Origin of the sequence: Alistipes sp. An54 (genome assembly GCF_002159375.1) — a bacterium.
Taxonomy (GTDB): domain Bacteria; phylum Bacteroidota; class Bacteroidia; order Bacteroidales; family Rikenellaceae; genus Alistipes; species Alistipes megaguti.
In genome coordinates this window covers 81,464-100,412 of the sequence record NZ_NFIA01000003.1, presented here as the reverse complement: position 1 = coordinate 100,412, position 18,949 = coordinate 81,464, and the positions used below count along the sequence as shown (strand labels likewise).

Sequence of the window (18,949 nt, the reverse complement as noted above, 5' to 3'; positions counted from 1 at the left end):
TCATTGCGTTACCTGTATGCTTCGGTAACTGGACAGCTAACGCTTTGGTAACTGAACTAATACTATAAATCACCTTTTTTGCGTTTTACTCATTTGGCAGAATTCAGCAAATATGCTAAATACCAACCATTTAAGTTTTATCTACTCATTTCTGTTATTGCTTGCTTTCCTGTTACTTATGCATTCATCCAGACATACATGTGCAACCTTGTTGTTGAATTCGGGAGTGGACATCTATACCGTCAAGGAGATCCTGGGACATACCGACATAGGAACCACCATGAAGTACACGAAGGTAATCGACAAGACCAAACGAATTGCAGTCAACAAGATCCCGAATTTATATTCGACGAAAGAGGAATCCGAAGGAGTTTCCATGTGAATTGGGTATTCCCTCGGAATTCTCTTTCCGGGATTCGACTTTCATGAAAAGATAAAATCGGGAAACTACCAAGAAGATAGTAAAAGTAAAATAGCATTTTTTAGAATATTCGGGTTAATTTTGTCCTGTACAATACCCCTAAGAGTGTTGGAGTTAGAAAACATTTTTATACCTTTGTGGTGTTCCTTCGGGAACCGACATATTTGATGAAAGTGTTTTGCTTCATCCTTGAGAGAAAATGTGGTAGTTTTCAAGAATACAAGGGGAACCAACAACACTCATCACTTGTATTGGTATGTTTATTTCTCAACATATCATACAGGTGTGGGGTATTGTTTATTTGTATTCGGGTCCTACCACAACCTTCTCTCAGATAGACAAACAACTCCACACTTGAACCGAATAAAACTCTATACATATTTAATTATCAACTTTATAAAGTTACAATACCTGCGAATTGATACCATAAAGTTCCCGCAGTTTATACTCTGATAAAATTGCTACTCGGCTCTAGATAATATAAAAGCAGCCCCAAAAGCGTGATCTTCATGGGCTGCTTTATGGAAGTAGATACTATTTAATTTTTGTGCCGTCCTTGAATGCCTCACCGACTATTTTCCCCAGCATACGATAGGAATGAGAAGTTGAATCATATGAAATTGGTTGTAACTTATCCAAATCCACCTTGCCCTGCCCATCCAAAACCGTATCATCTGCCAGCACATTGACAACCTCTCCTACAACGTGCATTTCACCCAATGCTTCCTGCATTTCAATGACCTTGCATTCGAGTATCAGTGGATATTTCTCAATGATCGGGGCATTCACAAATCTGCTACGGCTAACTTGTATTCCTGCCTTCTCAATTTTATTTTCCTTATGTCCAGACACAACTCCGAAATAGTCGGACAAGACCAACGTATCAATGGTTGCGATGCTTAAGGTAAACGCTTTAGTATGTTTCAGATTCTCGGTAGTCTTGTGATTCAGCGATAGATTCAATGCGACATGATGATAGCCGCATTGACCTCCCCAAGCAACATTCATGGCATTGGGCGTTCCTTGTTCATCGTAAGTTGCCACGATCAGTACGGGTAGCGGAGCAACTACAGGTGTAGTTCCTAAAGTTTTCTTCATAGCATTACCTCCATCCCATAAACATACGTGCAGTTTCCGCATCGTGATGGTTGAAAAAAAGACTTTTGCCCGTGTCGAGCGTGGCGATAGTCCTCATATCCCCATCCGAAAGTGAAAAATCGAAAATGTCAATGTTCTGCCGCATACGCTCTACGTGAGTAGATTTGGGAATGATGATGACACCGCGCTGAATGAGCCAACGCAAGGCGACCTGTGCCACCGATTTGCCGTACTTATGTCCTATATCGGCCAGTATCGGGTTCGTAAAGAAACCGTTGCGCCCCTCCGCGAAAGGCCCCCATGACATGATGCGCGTACCGAACTCCTCCATAATCCGCTGCGCTTCGACCTGTTGGTTGAAGACATGGGTCTCGACCTGATTTACAGCCGGGACGATTTCCATATTGCTGGCAATGTCGATGAAGTGATCCGGGTAGAAATTGCTTACGCCGATAGCATGGAGTTTGCCTTCCTTGTAGGCATCCTCCAAGGCCCTATATGCACCGTAACGATCGCAGAAAGGCTGATGCAGTAGCATCAGGTCAATGTAATCCGTCTGAAGTCGGCGAAGACTTTCGTCGATTGACGCTTTAGCCTTTTCATACCCATAGTTGGAAATCCAGATTTTCGACACGAGGAAAATCTCCTTGCGGTCGATACCGCTTTTACGCACAGCATTGCCTACACCTTCTTCGTTGTGATAGGCTTGTGCCGTATCAATCATACGATAACCCACGCTGAGGGCATCACTTACACAACGCTCGCACTCGGCGGGCGAAACCTGATAGACACCGTAGCCCATCTGGGGCATTTCGATGCCGTTGTTTAATTTTACCGTATTCATTGTTTGATCCATTTTTTTATTTCTTCTGATTTGGCAGGCAACCGAAGGCCTTTTCTGATTTTCAAAGAAGGATAACCTTTTTTCAAGGTAGCATCGGCTTCTGACATCGGGCTTTCGTAAGATGTACAGAATGGGAAAATCACCTTGTCCTTCAATTGTTCACCATAATTGTCAAGGAAAGTGCGTATCACTGCCGGTTCTTCATGCCACCAGATAGGGAAACCGACAAATAACGTATCAACCTTTGTAAAATCGATGTCAATCGGTTTAATTGCCGGACGGAGCGACCTGTTGAGGTGTTCCTGTGTACAACGGGACTGCTTGTTTACCCAATTGACATCTTCCGATGAATAAGGCTGCTCCGGAAGAAGTCTTATCATTTTGGCTCCTGTTACTTCTGCAACCTGCTTGGCCGCCAGTTCTGTATTGCCGGAATGTGTAAAATATACGATTACCGATTTCATGTCATTATCATTTTTCGTTTGAGCATGAGCTGTAGTAGTGCATGATACTGATATAAGCGATGTCATCGCAAGAATAATTTTAAGAATATTCATAATTGTCCGCCTATTTGATTATACTTATTTCTTTGAGCCATGATGAGATGTTCTGCTCATTGATTCTTCCGCTTGTCAGTCCCTCCCCGGCCAGATGTTCGGCATCAGGAGTGAGTTCAACTATACGTGCCAGCGTCTCGTCACGATAAGTGGAAGCATACGTGCAGAACGGCACAACGGTCTTTCCTTTGAAATCGTAACTTTCAGTAAAAGTACAAATAATCATCGGCGTGGTCCACCACCAGACAGGACAACCGATGAATACCGTATCATAGTCATTCCAGTTTTCCACTTCTTTGGCTATGGCAGGTCTGGCATTGCTGTTCTTTTCTTCCAGCGCCACTTCGGTACATTCAGTGTAATCAGTAGGGTAAGGTACCTCCGGTTCAATTCGGAACAGATCGGCTCCTGTCTGACGGACAATCTCCTGAGCCATACGCTGTGTCGTGCCGCCCCAGCTGAAATAGGCAACCAGTATCTTGGTCTCCCCACTTGGAGAATCCGGATCCTCTCCGGGCTCTTCTGGCTCTCCAGGCTCTTCCGGATTCTCTGGAGTTTCTATCCCCGGTGTTCCAGGCTCATTACTTTCATCGGGAGAACAAGCCCCGAATGCAATGACGGCTACGGCCATCATCAGATAAAACATACATTTTCTCATTTCTTGTTATTTTATAGTTGTTGAATATTCCCGGATTGATTCAAGCGCAAAGTTAGAGGCCACTGCCAGAACTTGAGGAACAAAAAACACGGTTTGGATTACCATTTTTTCGGAAATTGACATTACTCCTCAATTGCCTAATTATGAAATGGATGCAAAAACCGAAATAAGTGCAGTTCCAACCGAAATTCTTATAAAGTCAACCCAAGAGGATCTCTCTACCTTTGCAATGTCTGATAAAGACAGCATATTAAATTAACAATCATAGACAGATAAAAATGAGAAAGAGAATCATGACACTACTTATGGTGCTTGCTTCGATGATGGTCAGCACCACTTATGCGCAGGAGATCTACAAAACTGTCGCCGATGTACCGATGGTACAATTGAACAACGGAATCCTGATGCCTCAATTCGGACTTGGAACATTTCTCCAGCCCTCCGATTCGGTATGCGAACAATCGTGTCTCACGGCCTTGAAAGCCGGTTACCGTCATATTGATACGGCGCATGCATACAATGACGAGGCTGGTGTGGGACGTGCAGTCAAGAAGAGTGGAATTCCTCGTGAGGAAATTTGGATCACCAGCAAACTCTGGCCAACCGAATACGGCGAAGGCAAGACCATGGAGGCTATTGATAAGATGTTGGAACGCATGCAGCTGGATTATATAGACCTGCTCTATGTACATCAGCCTGTCGGCGATTTCGTGGGTGCATGGCGGGATATGGAGAAAGCCGTTGCAATGGGCAAGGTACGTGCGTTGGGAATCAGCAATTTCGACGCGAGCGACGAGGTGTTCAACAAGATCATGAGCGAATCGCGCGTGAAGCCGGCTGTGCTTCAGATCGAATGCCACCCTTATGCACAGCGACTGGCCATGCGCGAAAAGGTCAAGCCTTACGGTATTCAGGTTGAATGCTGGTTTCCGCTGGGCGGGGCAATGAGCAACGGGGCACTGCTCCGGGATCCGGTCATCTGCTCAATTGCCGAAGCGCACGGCAAAACACCTGCACAAATCATTCTCCGCTGGCATATCCAGGAGGGATTTTCCGTTATTCCGGGAGCGTCGAATCCCGATTACATCCGGGAAAATATCCGGATTTTCGACTTCGAACTGACGGACGAGGAAATGGCCCGAATCCGTTCACTCAACCAAGAAAAGCGTTTCTTCAACATGTCACTTGAAGAGAAGGAACGTGTATATCTCAACACCCCAATGAAAGATTAAATAAAACGATATGATGAACTACAAAGTATTGGGTCTAAGCGGGCTCCGCGTTTCCCCGATAGGTTTGGGCTGCATGGGCATGAGCCATGCTTATGGTGCTCCCGCAGACAGACGGCAGATGACGGGACTTCTGGCCGATGCCGTTGACATGGGATATACCTTTTTCGATACGGCGGAGGTCTATGGCCCCCCCGACCGTCCGCATGATAACGAAGAACTGTTGGGCGAGGCATTGAGACCCTTTCGGGACCGGGTGGTCATCGCCACGAAATTCGGACTGACCTTCGACTCACCGGAAGCCGCGGGCCTCCATGCCATCATAACGGACTCGCATCCAACTGCAATCCGCCGCTCGGTTGAAGGATCGCTCCGCCGCCTGCACACAGACTATATCGACCTCTACTACCAGCACCGCATTGATCCGGATGTCGAGCCTGAGACGGTGGCCGACGTTATGTCTGACCTGATCCGTGAAGGGAAGATCCTTCACTGGGGAATTTCTGAAGCCACGGAGGAGTACCTGCGCCGTGCCCACAGGGTCTGTCCGGTTACGGCCGTACAGAACCGTTATTCGATGATGGCCCGGTGGCACGAGTCCCTGTTTCCGACGCTTGAGGAGCTGGGTGTCGGTTTCGTGGCTTTCTCCCCGCTGGCCAACGGCTTGCTGACCGATTGTTATACGGCGGATACGACATTCGACCCAGCAACCGATTACAGGGCATCGATGCCTCAGTTCCACAGGGAGAGTTTCGATCAGAACCGTCCGCTCCTTGCACTTGTCGGAGACCTGGCGGAAGAGCATCATGCAACCCCGTCGCAAATCGCACTGGCGTGGATGATGAACAAAAGACCGTGGATCGTCCCTATTCCGGGGACACGGCATCTGTGCCGACTGAAAGAGAACATCGGGGCGGCCGATATCCGACTGTCTGCCGGGCAGGTACAGGCTATTGATGATGCCCTTGCGACGATACCGATGAGCGAAGTATTCGGAGGTTCACCCTTAAAGAAAAAGATATGAAACCGAGAATAATATGCCATATCATGAGCTCCGTCGACGGACGGTTGCTCAACGACCGATGGACACCGCCATTCGACGGTACACCGGCCTCGAAACCATTGGAGGTTTATGCAGCCCTTGGCTGTGAGCTGAACACGGACGCGTGGATGTTCGGTAAAAATACACTCCGTGCCGTGTTCCCTTATAAATGGGGCGTGAACGGACATACCGTGCAGCCGGACTCTCCTTCTGTATTTGTCGGCGAACGATGCTCGCGGCGGATGTTCATCATCGCCGATCCGGAGGCCGACATCTACTTTACCTCCCCAGTCATCAGGGGCGACAACATCCTTGTCATCCTGGGACGGAATGCGACAGAGGAATACCTTGCCCACCTGCGTGAAAGGCAGATATCCTATGTCCTTGTCAGCGATGCGACCGATCTTCGTGCCGGATTTGAAGCTGTCGGACGTGAGTTCGGAATCCGCTCCGTCTCGGTACAGGGAGGCGGAATTCTTAACGGAGCGTTACTGGCTGAAGGTCTGATCGACGAATTGAGTCTTGTAGTCTATCCCGGTATCGACGGGCTTTCCGGAGTTCCCTCCATCTTCGAGTATACAGGCGGGATAACCGAATATCCAGCGCAAGGACAACGTCTGCAACTGCTCTCCGCTTCGCAGCGTGAACATGGAGTCATGTGGATCCAATACAAATTTCATAAGGACTATCGCAAATGAAAAAGATAATGATGCAATTACTGCTTTGTTGCCTGTGTATGTCCTCCTGTTCTGACATCGAAGAGGACCGGCCCGTTTTGCCGCCGGATCAGGATGGCACTGAAAAGCCAGACACATCCCAGGACTATACAGAACTAATAAGCAAGACAGCTTCTGTCCCTGTTATTTACGGACAGGAGGCTGAACACCGTGGTGAAGTGGTGCGTATCGACTATAATACACGCGATTATGCCGAAGGGACAGGAAGGACACGTACCAATACGGCTTATGTCTATCTGCCTTATAGGTACGGAGAAAATATCAATCAACGTTACAATGTGCTGTATTTGGTCCATGGACACTACGCTACGGCAGCTACAACATTCGAAGCCGAAGACGGACTGGTGCGGAAACTGCTCGACCACATGACGGGAAACGGGGATATGGCCCCGACCATCGTCGTTTCACCGAGTTACAACTACGGAGAGCCGACACCGGACTACGTGGATGCCGACCCATATTGCGAAGCACTGCCGCAGGAACTCGTAAACGACCTTATCCCTCTTGTCGAGAGCCGTTACCGGACATACGCCGAAAGTACGGATGCCGCAGGATTGGAGGCCTCACGTGAACATCGGGCCATCGGCGGTTTCTCGATGGGCGCCGTAACGACGTGGTATGCTCTGGAACACACGCTCGCTTATTTCAAATACTTTATGCCTGTCAGCGCCGACTGCTGGTCGTTGGGTGCGTTTGCCGGAATGAATCGTCCGATGGAAACCGCGGAATATCTTGCCGACATCGTCTGCCAATCCCCATACGCAGATACCGGTTTCTACATTTGGGCTGCAAGTGGCACGGAAGATTCCGCCTACAGAGAGACATTGGTACAAATTGAGGCTATGTCACAACTCACGGACGTCTTCAGGCTTTCCAACCTTACCTTTCACGAAAAGGACGGCGCCCGGCATGAGTTCCGGCCAATGGCGGAATATCTCTATAATGCGCTGCCTTTTTTCTTCCCGAACGGACAAAACGGAAATATGGATACTTACGGGCATTTGACTATTTCGAATACAGTGAAGGATGTTGTGGAACATGAAGCTTTCAACGGATTCGGGCAGTTCATTCTGCCTGCCGAGCGGATTTATGATGACGGAATGCGGCTTGCCGACGTGGCTCGTCTGCTGCCCTATCACAACTACGTGACGGGCGAAGAGGCCGTGGAGACCATCAACACGATGATCGACCATGTGCATGCGGGCAACAGACTCTTCTACGACATCTACTTCGATTCCGACAAGCAGGCGGATCCGCGCAAGAACAATACGGGACTGTTCTTTTTCCGGGGAGAGCCGGGCCGTCCGTTTGCCATTGTCTGCCCCGGAGGTGGCTTTTCCTATGTCGGGGCCATCCATGAGGGATTCCCGTTGGCCATCGCATTGAGTAAAATGGGTTACAACGCTTTCTCGATCCAATACCGTACAGGTGGTGCCCAGGTAGCCTGCGAAGATCTTGCACAGGCCATTGACTTCATCATTCGTCATGCTGACGAGTTGCAGGTGGCGACCGGGGACTATTCACTTTGGGGCGGCTCGGCAGGGGCGCGTATGGCAGCCTACCTCGGCTCATACGGCACACAGGGATTCATCGGAATTGAGCATGCCCGACCGGCAGCTGTCATCATGGGCTATACCAGCCACAGCGACTATACCGCTGACGATCCGCCGACATACGCCCTAATCGGGGACAACGATGCCATTGCCAGCGCTTCCGTCATGCAGCAGCGCGTGAATAATCTTCAGGCGCTCGGCATCGATGCCGAGTTCCACCTGTACCCCAACCTGCGTCATGGTTTCGGGTTGGGAACCGGTACAAGTGCCGAAGGTTGGGAAAAAGAGGCCGTCAGGTTTTGGGAGAGACACATCTCCCGCAAAAATTGAATTTCTTACCGACAATAGTGTAAAATGGGTAGTTGGCATCCATACTACCTTTGCAATGTCATTCAAGAAACAATAAATATTTAAAGATGAACAAGATAGTAACAATCGCATTGTGTGCAGCGATGGCCGTATGCAATACAATTAACGCACAGGAGATCATGAAAGAGAACAAATCATTCGCAGAGACCGATATGTCGGCTTCCAGAAGCCATAACGGCAATCCGTGGGGGCTGGTTTATGCCGGCGCCATTACGGAAAACAAAGCAGGAGCAGTAAACATCCATCCCATAACTTACGAATTGAACGGACTGAAAATCGTTGCCAATGTCTATACACCGACGGATTACGACGGAACAAAAAAATTTCCCGCTCTTGTCGTGGCGCACCCCAATGGTGGCGTAAAGGAACAGGTTGCCGGTCTTTACAGCCAACGCATGGCCGAACAGGGTTATATCTGTCTGGCTTTTGATGCTGCCTATCAGGGTGCCAGTGAAGGTGAGCCGCGCAATACGGACAAACCTGCCAACCGTATCGAAGACATTCGCCGGGCGGCCGACATCCTGTTGCAATATCCTGGTGTAGATCCGCAGCGTGTGGGTATCCTTGGTATCTGCGGAGGTGGCGGATATACGCTGAAAACTGCCCAGACCGACAAGCGCTTCAAGGCTGTGGCTACGCTCAGCATGTTCAATTCGGGACTGGTACGCCGCAACGGATTCCTTGATTCTCAAATCGGCCAGGTGCAGGAACGTCTTGCCGATGCCTGTGTCGCCCGTCAGAAAGAGGCCGAAGGCGGTGAGATCGAATACGTGGGAGACATGAGCGGAATGACACCGGACGAGGCTGCAGAACTTCCGTTCGACCTTTACCGTGACGGTTATGAATATTATCTCCAGAGCCATGTGCATCCCAACTCGACATTCCGCTACACGAAGAGCAGTCTTGTGGACCTGATGGCATTCGATGCCAGTGAAGGAATGTATCTTATCAACCAGCCGCTCCTGATGATTGCCGGAAGTATTGCCGACACGTTCTACATGACCGAGCAGTGCTACAGCAAGGCGACAGGAACACAGAACAAGGAGCTGTTCCTGATTCCCGGTGCAACACATATCAGGACCTACTATGTACCGGAGTATGTGGACATGGCGGTGGAAAAACTGACGGAGTTTTTCGGCAATTACCTTTAATCTGCCCGTGGCGCCCATGCCAATCGCAGCGACAATTCTACAGATTGGACTGTCAAGCGATACCGGTATGAGTATGAAGTGATAACTTCGGTAACAAGATTTGATAATGAAGAAAAAAATATTTCCTTACATTGCATTGATGCTGCTTGCCGTTACGACAACGACGGGATGTGACGGGCACTCGGAAAATCCGATGCCCGACAATGCTATCCGTGTCACAACAGCCGAAGTTACGGCGATAACCTCAGAAAACGCCATCTCCGGAGGACAAGTTGCCGGAGAGGTGCAAACAGTAAGCGAGTTCGGCATCTGTTGGGCGACAACAGACAATCCGACCATTTCCGGCAGCCACAATGTCGGGGCAGGCGAAGCAAGTTCGTTCGCCTGTTATGTCACTGGACTTTCTGCAAATACGACCTACTATGTCCGGGCGTACGCCACAACTCCCGAAGGTACGGTTTACGGCCAGTCCCGTCGGTTTACGACACTTGCCGCCTCGGACGATGACACGCCTCCTGTTGGCGGGGATGATGGGCAGGATCCGTTGGCCGCTACCATTTATCTGTGGCCGGAAGACAATATGGCAAAGATCACGGACTACACAGGCAGTCAAGGGGCTTACCAGGACCCGCCATCGTTCCGTCCATATATGAATTATTTCCCGGTAGATGAGGGTATGACGATAAAAGGTGCCGTACTCGTATGCGCGGGCGGTGCTTTCCAGTTCCGAAGCGACCGGATGGAAGGTACTCCGGTGGCCCAATGGTTTGCCCGTCATGGTTATCAGGCTTTTGTAGTAAACTACCGTGTACGTCCATACACGATGGAAGAAGGCAGTCTAGACCTTGCCCGGGCCGTCCGTTTTGTCCGTCAGCACGCCGCAGACTATGGAATAGATCCTGATGACATTGCTTCCGTGGGTTTTTCTGCCGGAGGTATTCTCTGCGGTGATGAGGCCCTCCACTTCGATGGTCTGGTAAACGGTACCGCCCTCGCTTCCGACTATCGCCCGGATGCGCTTGACGGGGTATCCGCCGATGTCTGTACCATCGGGATGATTTACGCTTTCTATGGAAGGTTGAGTGTCGCTTCGACCGATGTGGAGGAATTCCGCGCGTCTAAGATTCCGCCCACATTCTTTGCCTACGGTACGAGAGACCCGTTCTATCGCCAGTTCCAGGCGTGTGCTGATGCTGTGCGTGAAGCGGGTGTGGAGGTGGAAGAACACGAATATGAAGGTATGCCGCACGGTTTCGGATATACCCATGAGGAATGGATGGTCAGCTTTGATCGCTGGATGAGCAGAATAATGGCCAATAATTAAAAAGAATAGATATGAAAAAGTGTTTTTTAACATTGATGTCGCTGCTCTTTGTCAGCGGTCTGATAACGGCATGTTCAGAAAAAGGGCCTGACAACAATGGAGACAACACGGACATTGAGGAGGTTGTTCCGGGAACAAATCATAAGATTCTCATCGCCTATTTTTCCGAGCCGCTTCCTGACGGTATTGATGCCGTGACCTCGGCAAGCCGGGTCATTGTGGACGGAGAACTCTACGGCAGCGTCCAGTATGTGGCTACCGTAATTCAAGAAGCAACAGGTGGCGATATGATCCGCATACAGACAGCACAGCCTTATCCTGACAACTTCGATGATTTGGCAGCCCAGGCGGACAATGAACGTCAGAACGATATTCATCCGACACTCGCTACGGAGATAGACAATTTTGATGATTACGATGTGATCTTTGTCGGCTATCCGATTTGGTGGTATCAGATGCCTATGGCGATGTATTCTTTCTTTGATAAATTCGATTGTAGTGGTAAGACTCTCATTCCTTTCTCTACGCATGGCGGAAGCGGATGGTCGGGGACATTGGAAGATATCCGGGAATTGGTGCCGGATGCCACGATGGTTGACGGTTACAGCATTTCACGTAACAACACGGCGACTTCAAGAGAGGGTATCCTGAACTGGTTGCGGGAAATCGGAATGACAGAATAATGTATAACCCTTAATGGATGTATATGAAACATAAGCTATTTTTCTTAACCTGTTTGTCAGTGATATTGGCCGCATTGTCTGCCTGTTCGAAAGATGAAGGTTCCGATACTCCGTTATATCAGCATGATTCAATCGAGTACAACGCAAATCGCAAAATCCTTATTGCTTATTTCAGTTGGAGCGGCAATACGCAACATTTGGCGGAGACAATTGCGAATATGACAGGCGGCACGCTGTTCCATATCGAAACTGCCAATCCATATCCTTCGGATTACAACGAATGTACGGAGGTCGCCCGAGAGGAGTTGGATTACGGTGTCCGTCCTGAATTGAGCGGTACGGTGGATAATCTTGACGACTACGATGTAATATTCGTGGGTTGTCCTGTCTGGTGGCATACGGCACCGATGGCCGTGTGGTCGTTTCTCGAAAGTTCGGAATATGATTTTTCAGACAAGATTATCGTACCGTTCTGTACTTACTCATCGACTTATAGGGAGGAGACACTCGCCAAGATCGTGGAACTTACTCCCGGTTCCGTCCATCTGCAGGGATTTGGAAAAACAGGACGTAATACGACTGGTGTCGAAGAGTGGCTCCGGACAATCCGCATCATCCCGTGAAACTACATCAGGTGGAAGATTTTCCGTTCTGATTGCAGCCCGATTCAACTTTTATGCTTATTTTTGAACTCGGATGAACTTAAAATGTATATGAATGAATATAAAGACCTTATCATAGCTGATCGACTCGGTGTAGTAAAAATCGATTCGGAGAAGGAGTATCTTGCGCACATGCTTTGCTTAGGCGGAACATGTCGCTACCGTTTCAACGAACGGGAATTCGGGTTGCACGCCGGTGATCTGTCAATTATCCGCAAACGGAAAATGATTGATAAGGTACAACCTTCGGAGGACTTCCGGTGCAAGATCATTTATGCTACCCCTGAGTTTATAGAATTGTCTACACCTCAAAGTAATTACGGCATGAAAGGATCTCTGGCCCTGTTCCTTAATCCCGTCATGCACCTCACGCCGGAACAGCAAATCGTCTGCCGCAGGGATTTCGAGCAGCTGGAACTGCGCATTCAGAATTCAGGACACCACTTTTATCAGGAAACACTAATCAATGCAATGCAAGCCACTATTCTCGATTTTTTTGACTTCCACGCAAGTTTGTACGGTGAAAGTGATATATCAACACAGAATGCCTCCATTATGAACAGGTTTCTGAAAATGCTGGAAGCAGGAACTTATCGCGAACATCGGGAAGTGACTTATTATGCCGATTGCCTCTGCATAACACCGAAATATTTGTCGGAAGTGTCTAAAAAGGTCAGTGGATACGGCGCCAACTATTGGATCAACCGTTATACGATTCTCGACATTTCCCGTCTGTTACGGAATAAATCGTTATCGTTTGTCCAGATTTCCGATATGTTCGGATTTTCATCACCCGCCTATTTCAGTCGCTATGTACAACAGAACCTGGGAGTAAATCCATCGGATTACAGGGAATAGTTCATTTATCCCTGAATTTGTCATAATCGGTAAAAATCACAGTTTTTACCGATTTTTTTGTATTCCTGCTTTCCTATGACACCATTACTTTTGCAATATAGACAATTAAAAATCAGAGTAATATGGAATCATTAAGCATTCTTCTGCTATTTCTGACTGCTTTTACAGGAGCAATGGCTCAAGAAGAAACGTGTTCTGAAAATACCATCGTAAGACTTACGACAGGTATGGCACAAGGGGAAATACAAAATGGTATATATGTTTATAGAGGTCTTCCTTATGCCCGGGCAGACCGTTTCATGCCTCCGGAACTTCCCGACTCATGGGAAGGCGTGCGGAATTTCACGGAATACGGGCACATATGTCCTCAAGCTCCCATGCCGGCAGAGAATGATTTTATTTCGAATCAGAGGATAGCAATAGAAGGAGAAGATTGCCAGAACTTGAACATATGGACGCCCGGAATCAATGACAACGGGAAACGTCCGGTAATGGTCTGGCTGCATGGAGGCGGTTTTCAGACCGGTTCTGCGATTGAACAACGTGTATATGACGGTGCGAATTTAAGCCGTAAAGGAGATGTGGTTGTCGTGTCCGTCAATCACAGACTGAATATACTCGGTTTTCTGGATTTGTCGGCTTATGGAGACGAATATAAATATTCTGGTAATGCCGGTACAATGGATATGGTGGCTGCTTTGAAATGGATTCAAAACAATATCAAGGCCTTCGGAGGTGATCCCGATAATGTCACTTTGTTCGGGCAATCCGGAGGTGGCGCCAAAGTTTTAGTCTTAATGACGACACCGGCCGCAAAAGGACTGTTTCATAAAGGTATTATCCAAAGCGGTGCAGTTGAAGCGTGTGGCATGACAAATATCACAACGGAAATAGGAAGACGTGTCGCAGAATTGACATTGAATGCACTCGGTATCGGACCAGGCGAGATAACCGGATTGAAAAATGTTCCTTACAAAGAGTTGGAAGCAGCTGGTAATGCTGCCATGGCACAGGCGGCCAAAGAATACGGGACCATTGACAGTTGGGGGAATCCGGGGTTGCTATGGACACCGATCGTGGATGGAGACTATCTGCCATTTCAACCTGTCGTGGATTCTATTGCTTCACAGGCGAAGGAAATTCCGATTATGATTGGTACAGCGATGACAGAATGGACAACAATGGGTATGTTGGCTGAAATAGACAAATACAGGACCGATAACCGAAACACTTGGCCACAAGAGGAGATAAACAGAAGGCTAAAAGAGCGGTTTGGCAATCGTTTGCAATCTGTCGTCAATGCGTTCAGACAGGCATATCCCGAACGTTCTATTGCCGATGTACTCTATGTAGACACAATGCTGCGTACCCCGGCAATCAAGACGGCACGTCTGAAAGCCGACCAGAACGGCGGAGCTGTCTATAACTATATGTTCGCATGGGATACACCGCTTGACGGTGGTTTTGCCATGTCCTATCATTGTTCCGAACTGCCGTTTGTATTCAATAATACATCTATGTCAAAGGCTTCTGCCGTCGGAGGTAAGCAGGCAGAAAAACTTGCAGACTGCATGAGTGCGGCATGGATAAACTTCGCCAAAAACGGGAATCCCAATCATCCTGGGGTTCCATACTGGCCAGCATTCACACGAGAAAATGGATACGTTATGATTTTCGGGAATGAATGTATGGTAAAGAAGAATCATGATTATGAGTTGATGAAACTTCTTGTTCCGGATTATGTATTTTAGGCTGGATAATCGGTAAAAACTGTGATTTTTACCGATTTTTTTGTATCACTGCTTCCGACGGCTCCAATTATCTTTGCAGTGGTAATAATTAAAAATCAGAAAGATATGAAATCAATAGCCATTATGGTATTTATGTTTCTGACTTTTACAGTCGGAACAAATGCCCAAGAAAACAGGAAGGCATTTACTGCAGAGGAACAGGAGATCGTCGATTTGTCCAAATGCAAGTGGGACTGGATGTCTGAGAAAAATGTGGAAAAGTTAGCGGAGCTGTTCCATGAGAACTCGCAATTTGTCCACATGGGTGGCTATTGGGGCAAGCAGCAGGAGTTGGAAACCATTCGCACGGGTGGCATTTGGTATAAGAAAGCCGAGATACACGATGTCCAGGTGAAATTTGCGGCAGGAACGGCAACAGTTTACAGCCGGATACATTTGAATTCGGAGGTTGGAGGCAATGCCGTGCGGTTTCCTTTTATCGTTACTGAAGTATATGTGATGGAAAACGGGAAATGGCAACTCTCAACACTTGCTTTCACGAAAACCTTAGATGAATAATCAGACAAAAACGGATATGAAAATCAAGATTTTATTTATCACGGCCATGATGGCAATATCATCCATTGCAGTATATGCACAGAGTGCAGAAAACTTCCGGCAGCCTTATCCGCTGGGCGACAAATTATCCCCGAATCCGAACTTTACCGGCGAAGTATGGCTTGCTCCTTTGAGCGAGAAGGAAGAACTGAATCTTCCGATGGCAAACGTCACCTTCGAGCCGGGATGCCGCAACAGTTGGCACTCACACAAAGCCGGACAGCTCCTGATTGCCACCGCAGGCATTGGCTACTATCAGGAAAAAGGACAACCTGCCCGCCGACTGTTTCCGGGAGACATCGTGGAGATTGCGCCGGGGGTGGAGCATTGGCATGGAGCAGCCCCGGACAGTTGGTTCGCCCATATTGCCATAACGACCAATCCGCAGGAGAATGCGACCGTATGGCTCTCTACTGTAAGCAACAAACAGTATGAAGAAGCTGTGAACGGAGCTGAAACTCGTTATTCCGAAGCGAACAGGGTACTTGCAGAGAGAGAGCAAGCTATCGTTGCAGTCGCATCCTATACAGGGAAAGGCGATTTGGAAAATTTGAAACAGGCTTTTGTTCAAGCATTGGATGCGGGGATGACAGTCAATGAAATAAACGAAGTAGTGATTCACGCCTATGCATATTGCGGATTTCCCCGCAGTTTGCGAGCCATTCAGACTCTTATGCAGGTTGTGGAGGAGCGAAAGGCTGACGGCATAACGGATGTGATTGGCAGGGGAGCATCCATTATTACGGACAACAGAAGCCGCTATGAACGTGGCTGTGATGTGCTTGCCGAAATATCGGGCGTACCTGCCGACGCACCAAAAGCCGGATATGCCATATTCGCTCCGACCATCGAGCGATTCCTCAAAGAGCATCTTTTCGCCGACCTTTTTGAGCGTGATCTGCTGACCTATCGGGAACGTGAGCTCACCACAGTGTCGGTCCTCGCCGGAGTGGGCGGCGTAGAGCCGATGTTTGGGAGTCATGCCGCAATATGTATGCATCTTGGAGTTACACCGGAACAACTTTCAGCTATGCTGAACATTGTGGAGATGAATCTCGGCAAGACATATTCGGAACCGCTTCGCAAAGTGTTGAACCAATTGACGGAAAAGAAATGAAGAAAATAGTTTTATCGGCATTATTGCTGTCGGTTACAGCAATGGCCGGAGCACAAGAGCCTGTAACAATAGTAAAACAGGGACACTTCCCGGTAGGAGGCACAACCATACAGCGACCGGGAACGTATGATAACAGTAAATTTGTCGGATGGGCCGAGCAGGAGGAGACGGGACAGAGTTATCGTGCCGACCACGCCTTCGTCGATTTTCAGATTCCAGCCGACGCCCATTGTCTGCCGCTGGTCTATGTACACGGTTACGGAGGTTCGGGCGTCTGTTGGCAAATGACCCCTGACGACCGCGACGGATTTGCCACGCTGATGCTGCGTCGAGGATGGAGCAGTTATGTCGTGGATCTGCCCGGACGCGGACGGGCCGGAAGAACGTCCACGACAACAACGGTGAAACCAGTCGCCGATGAAATGTTCTGGTTCGATATATGGCGCATTGGTATCTGGCCTAATTACAATGAAGGCGTACAATTTCCGAAAGATTCCGCATCGCTTTCACAATTCTTCCGTGAAATGACTCCTGACATCAGCGACCATAAACAGGATGTCCCGGCCCTCAGTGCATTGGCAAAACGTATCGGGAATCATATTCTTGTCACCCATTCGGCAGGAGGCTTCCCCGGCTGGATGTCAGCTATACAAAATAAGGAAGTGAAAGCTGTCGTTTCGTATGAGCCCGGGGGCTTCGTATTCCCAGATGGCGAAGTACCGGAACGTATTGACGGACTGACCGGAGGTGTGGCGGGCACGCCCGTTCCGATGGAACAGTTCCGCCGGCTGACGGAGATTCCAATCGTGCTGTATTTCGGAGACTATATTCCCGAAACACCGTCCCAAAACCTCGGTGACGAGAATTGGCGCGTACGCCTGCAGATGGCCCGCAAATTCGTGGAAACAATCAACCGGCACGGAGGAAATGCAACATTGGTCGAGCTTCCCAAAATCGGTATCTATGGCAATACTCATTTCCTTATGCAGGACTTGAATAATGATGAGTTGGCGAGATTGCTCGATGAGTGGTTACAAAGCAAATTTATTGAGCACGAAAATTTGTAAAAAGTCATATTTGTTTCAAAAGAGTTGTTCATAAATTATATGGACAACTCTTTTGCTTATCATGAGATTTTTACAAAGTTATTTTATCTCCAACTCTTTTTCTATTTCTTCAATAGTAGGCAAACTGCCACGGAAATCTTTCGGCAAAGCCTGTCCTAATTCATAGTCAGAAATTCCTATCGGTTTTTGAATATCACGCAAGGCATATTCAGCTTTAATACGATCTTTGGTTTTGCAGAGCAAAAGACCAATAGTGCGATTATCACCTTCGCGACAAAGTATATCATCCACAGCAGAACAGTAGAAGTTGAGCTTGCCGATACATTCCGGCATAAATTCAGAGTCCTTCAATTCAATCACCAGATAACGGTGCATGAAAGTGTTGTACATTAAAATGTCAATGTAATAGTCATCCCTTGATACTTCAATATGATACTGCCGTCCCATAAAGGCGAACCCTGCACCCATTTCAATGAGAAATTTCTCCACATGACTGACTAGGCCTATCTCCACATCACGCTCATTGTACCGATCTGTGAAAGTCAGCATGTCAAATATGTACGGGTCTTTGAGCATTGACTTTACCTCGCTCGCTTCCGGTGCTGGCAGAGTCTCGGTGAAATTGTTTGCCAATGCTCCATGCTTGCCGTAATGATCAAGTTTGATGGCTTCTTGTAGATAGCGTTTATTCCAATGCGATGTAATACATTGCACCATATACCAATATCGAGCTCGTATATCCTTAACCTGCAGCAAAAGTATCAGATTATGTGTCCAGTCCAGATGCTTTACCGGAAGAGTAAAATTGTATGTATCCAATTGTGCAGCCACTGGTTGCGTAATTGGCCTTGATGGTTCTTTGAATTACGCAACCAGTGGTTACGTAATTGATGGAACGGCACTTTTTACCATCGTCAGCTCCTGATTATATTCATTAAAGAACTGCATCATGCATTGCATATTACGTACGGAAAAGCCTTTTATTTCAGAATAGTCGTTCTTCAAATCCACCGCCAACCGCTGCAAAGTCTTCTTACCCCAACCCTCGGCCTCTTGACTTTGTTGCAGCATTCCGCCAATGTCCCAGTACATCCGCAACATCTCTTCATTGGCTACATAAATCGCACGCTGTTGTGCGAGCAGCACTCTCTGCTTGATCTGACGGAGTAATTTTGCATAACCACGGAAGCTATCCGATAATATTTCATTTACTTGAGCACTCATATTTTCT

At 48.0% G+C, this 18,949-nt stretch carries 18 protein-coding genes and 1 pseudogene; 14 read left to right on the top strand and 5 right to left on the bottom strand.

The window, feature by feature from the left end; all coding sequences use genetic code 11:
• Positions 1-112: 112 nt before the first annotated feature.
• Positions 113-382: a tyrosine-type recombinase/integrase gene (locus tag B5G09_RS14060; RefSeq protein ID WP_087404155.1), complete on the top strand. Its 270-nt coding sequence runs from the start codon at positions 113-115 to the stop codon at positions 380-382.
• 573 nt (positions 383-955) lie between these two features.
• Here B5G09_RS14060 and B5G09_RS04100 read toward each other — a convergent pair.
• From B5G09_RS04100 to B5G09_RS04085, 4 genes are read right to left on the bottom strand one after another with little or no spacing between them, the layout of a single operon-like run.
• The gene (locus B5G09_RS04100) at positions 956-1,519 is read right to left on the bottom strand and encodes a flavin reductase family protein (protein ID WP_087404154.1); all 564 of its coding nucleotides are present in this window, start codon (positions 1,517-1,519) and stop codon (positions 956-958) included.
• A gap of 4 nt (positions 1,520-1,523) precedes the next feature.
• Complete coding sequence (locus B5G09_RS04095; protein ID WP_021992068.1) at positions 1,524-2,363, bottom strand: aldo/keto reductase; 840 nt, start codon at positions 2,361-2,363, stop codon at positions 1,524-1,526.
• The gene (locus B5G09_RS04090; protein WP_087404153.1) at positions 2,360-2,920 is read right to left on the bottom strand and encodes a flavodoxin; all 561 of its coding nucleotides are present in this window, start codon (positions 2,918-2,920) and stop codon (positions 2,360-2,362) included. Before B5G09_RS04090 ends, B5G09_RS04095 begins: the two co-directional genes overlap by 4 nt.
• 10 nt (positions 2,921-2,930) lie before the next feature.
• Positions 2,931-3,566, bottom strand: coding sequence for a flavodoxin (locus B5G09_RS04085; RefSeq protein WP_241147563.1), 636 nt, complete (start codon positions 3,564-3,566; stop codon positions 2,931-2,933).
• Between the two features lie 305 nt (positions 3,567-3,871).
• Between B5G09_RS04085 and B5G09_RS04080 the strand changes: the two genes are divergently transcribed.
• The 13 genes from B5G09_RS04080 to B5G09_RS04020 all read left to right on the top strand — a co-directional run bounded on the left by B5G09_RS04080 (position 3,872) and on the right by B5G09_RS04020 (position 17,718).
• Entirely contained in the window at positions 3,872-4,810 is a 939-nt protein-coding gene (locus B5G09_RS04080; RefSeq protein WP_021992071.1) for an aldo/keto reductase, read from the top strand.
• A 13-nt stretch (positions 4,811-4,823) separates the two neighbouring features.
• Positions 4,824-5,831 carry an aldo/keto reductase gene (locus B5G09_RS04075; RefSeq protein WP_087404276.1) on the top strand — a complete coding sequence of 336 codons (1,008 nt, stop codon included), beginning with the start codon at positions 4,824-4,826 and terminating at the stop codon, positions 5,829-5,831.
• Positions 5,828-6,547 (top strand): dihydrofolate reductase family protein, encoded by a 720-nt coding sequence (locus B5G09_RS04070; RefSeq protein ID WP_087404151.1) that lies wholly within the window; start codon positions 5,828-5,830, stop codon positions 6,545-6,547. The genes B5G09_RS04075 and B5G09_RS04070 overlap by 4 nt, the downstream gene beginning before the upstream one ends.
• The gene (locus B5G09_RS04065; RefSeq protein WP_087404150.1) at positions 6,544-8,469 is read left to right on the top strand and encodes an alpha/beta hydrolase-fold protein; all 1,926 of its coding nucleotides are present in this window, start codon (positions 6,544-6,546) and stop codon (positions 8,467-8,469) included. Before B5G09_RS04070 ends, B5G09_RS04065 begins: the two co-directional genes overlap by 4 nt.
• An 86-nt stretch (positions 8,470-8,555) precedes the next feature.
• The gene (locus tag B5G09_RS04060; RefSeq protein WP_087404149.1) at positions 8,556-9,659 is read left to right on the top strand and encodes an alpha/beta hydrolase; all 1,104 of its coding nucleotides are present in this window, start codon (positions 8,556-8,558) and stop codon (positions 9,657-9,659) included.
• Between the two features lie 106 nt (positions 9,660-9,765).
• Positions 9,766-10,983: an alpha/beta hydrolase gene (locus B5G09_RS04055; RefSeq protein WP_087404148.1), complete on the top strand. Its 1,218-nt coding sequence runs from the start codon at positions 9,766-9,768 to the stop codon at positions 10,981-10,983.
• Positions 10,984-10,994: 11 nt separating this feature from the next.
• Complete coding sequence (locus B5G09_RS04050; protein ID WP_087404147.1) at positions 10,995-11,666, top strand: flavodoxin; 672 nt, start codon at positions 10,995-10,997, stop codon at positions 11,664-11,666.
• Positions 11,667-11,689: 23 nt separating this feature from the next.
• A complete protein-coding gene (locus B5G09_RS04045; RefSeq protein WP_087404275.1) occupies positions 11,690-12,289 on the top strand; it encodes a flavodoxin in 600 nt (199 codons plus the stop codon).
• A gap of 90 nt (positions 12,290-12,379) precedes the next feature.
• Entirely contained in the window at positions 12,380-13,186 is an 807-nt protein-coding gene (locus B5G09_RS04040) for a helix-turn-helix domain-containing protein (protein ID WP_087404146.1), read from the top strand.
• Positions 13,187-13,308: 122 nt separating this feature from the next.
• The gene (locus B5G09_RS04035; RefSeq protein ID WP_087404145.1) at positions 13,309-14,937 is read left to right on the top strand and encodes a carboxylesterase family protein; all 1,629 of its coding nucleotides are present in this window, start codon (positions 13,309-13,311) and stop codon (positions 14,935-14,937) included.
• A gap of 105 nt (positions 14,938-15,042) precedes the next feature.
• Positions 15,043-15,495, top strand: coding sequence for a nuclear transport factor 2 family protein (locus B5G09_RS04030; RefSeq protein ID WP_087404274.1), 453 nt, complete (start codon positions 15,043-15,045; stop codon positions 15,493-15,495).
• Entirely contained in the window at positions 15,488-16,651 is a 1,164-nt protein-coding gene (locus B5G09_RS04025; RefSeq protein ID WP_206384414.1) for a carboxymuconolactone decarboxylase family protein, read from the top strand. The genes B5G09_RS04030 and B5G09_RS04025 overlap by 8 nt, the downstream gene beginning before the upstream one ends.
• On the top strand, positions 16,648-17,718 hold the full coding sequence (locus tag B5G09_RS04020) for an alpha/beta fold hydrolase (RefSeq protein ID WP_087404144.1): 1,071 nt from the start codon (positions 16,648-16,650) through the stop codon (positions 17,716-17,718). The genes B5G09_RS04025 and B5G09_RS04020 overlap by 4 nt, the downstream gene beginning before the upstream one ends.
• Before the next feature lie 78 nt (positions 17,719-17,796).
• Here the strand turns inward: B5G09_RS04020 and B5G09_RS04015 are convergent.
• Positions 17,797-18,942: pseudogene (locus B5G09_RS04015) on the bottom strand (PDDEXK nuclease domain-containing protein).
• Positions 18,943-18,949 lie beyond the last annotated feature (7 nt).